Raw genomic sequence first — 1,394 nt, 5'->3', positions numbered from 1 at the left:
GTGAGGAATGTCATGGCTGAGTCCATATCTGAGGTTACTCAATTCCTCAATCGGGTGCGAGACGAGGAGGCGAACCTTAAGACGGACGCAAACGCACCGACTCCGCTTAAGGACGCGATTACCAAGGCTAAGGCCTTGAACGTAACTAGCGAGCATCAGCAGCTCAAAGTGACATCCAAGTTTGCATGGCCAGCAGCTGCCCCGCGCCCAAAGACAAAGTCGGATACAATCAAAATCCAGTATTCAGTCGACCGATCCAAGCTAGAAGCCTTGCAGGAGTTTTTGAAAGGCGAGATACCATCCACAAGCGGCAGCGCGATTGGGCTTTTCACCCTGGAGGAATACTATTCACTTCATCTGGGGGATGGCCAAGATGAATGAGAAGCCTGGTTCTTTTACGAAGATTGATTATCGGGTGAGGCCCGCGAAGCAAATTGAGCGCCGAATGATCTCGGAGGCGCTCTCCTGCCTCATGAGGCTCGGCCCAATGGGTAATTATTGGTACGCAGGGATGGGGAGCATCTCGTTCTTGGACTTCACTATGATTCATAGGGCGCTTGGAATCCAAGAGATGCTAAGCATCGAGCATTCCAAGTTCGCTGAGCGGGTGGACTTTAACAAGCCTTTCAGCTGTATCCGCATCATTGAAGGCGAGGCTGAATCGGTATTGCCCGGACTAGATTACTCGACGCCAGGCATAATTTGGCTCGACTACGATGGAAAGCTGGACCTTGGCCAGCTAAAAGACTTGGGACTACTTGCGAAGAAGATGGCCCCAGGCAGTGTTTTTCTCGCAACAATAAATTGCGAATCTGGCAAAAACAGTGGCGCCGTTAAGAGTGAAGCAGATCGTCTAAAAAAGGCCGTCGGGGCTGCACTTCTGCCCGCCGGCTTTACGCCATCATCGATCGAAGGAGTGAAGTATGCTCGCGTCATCCGAGACATTGTGGATGCGCAGATCACCTCGGAGGCGAGTGATCGCAGAAAGATTGGCTCCGATCCACACCCCGTCAGTGTTCATCAATTTTTGAATTTCAATTATTCCGACAATGCAAGAATGTGCACGCTCGGATGGTTTGTTGATGCCAATGACGCTCTGACTCAGTGCGCATTTGATTCACTAGACTTCTACAGACCAAGCATAGACTGCTTTACCATTCAGCCTCCGGTCCTGACTCCCAAGGAAATTCGGCATCTTAATAATCAACTCCCTAAGACAGCGATCCCAACTTCACCGGGCCTCTCACAGGACGATGCAAAGAACTACACTAAGCTGTATCGATATTTCCCCACGTATTTCGAAGTACTAGAGGCATAACTCCGAGCCCAGCGCTTCGTATACACAAATAGCACGAACAGAAGGTCGGGATGCTGTGAAAATGGCTGATGCGGCC

General features: G+C 50.6%; 2 protein-coding genes. Both read left to right on the top strand.

All coding sequences use genetic code 11. The annotated features are described in order from the left end of the window. Nucleotides 1-381: hypothetical protein (locus AC1DJN_RS21940; protein WP_478040267.1), on the top strand; the 381-nt coding region annotated here is incomplete at its 5' end. Beyond that, on the top strand, nucleotides 374-1,318 hold the full coding sequence (locus tag AC1DJN_RS21935) for an O-methyltransferase (RefSeq protein ID WP_442251180.1): 945 nt from the start codon (nucleotides 374-376) through the stop codon (nucleotides 1,316-1,318). The genes AC1DJN_RS21940 and AC1DJN_RS21935, both read left to right, overlap by 8 nt. The last annotated feature ends 76 nt before the right edge of the window (nucleotides 1,319-1,394 follow it).

The organism is Stenotrophomonas sp. 05L414_2 (assembly GCF_056397905.1).
Note: the sequence above shows the minus strand (reverse complement) of the source record. Positions and strands in the feature narration are given on the sequence as shown.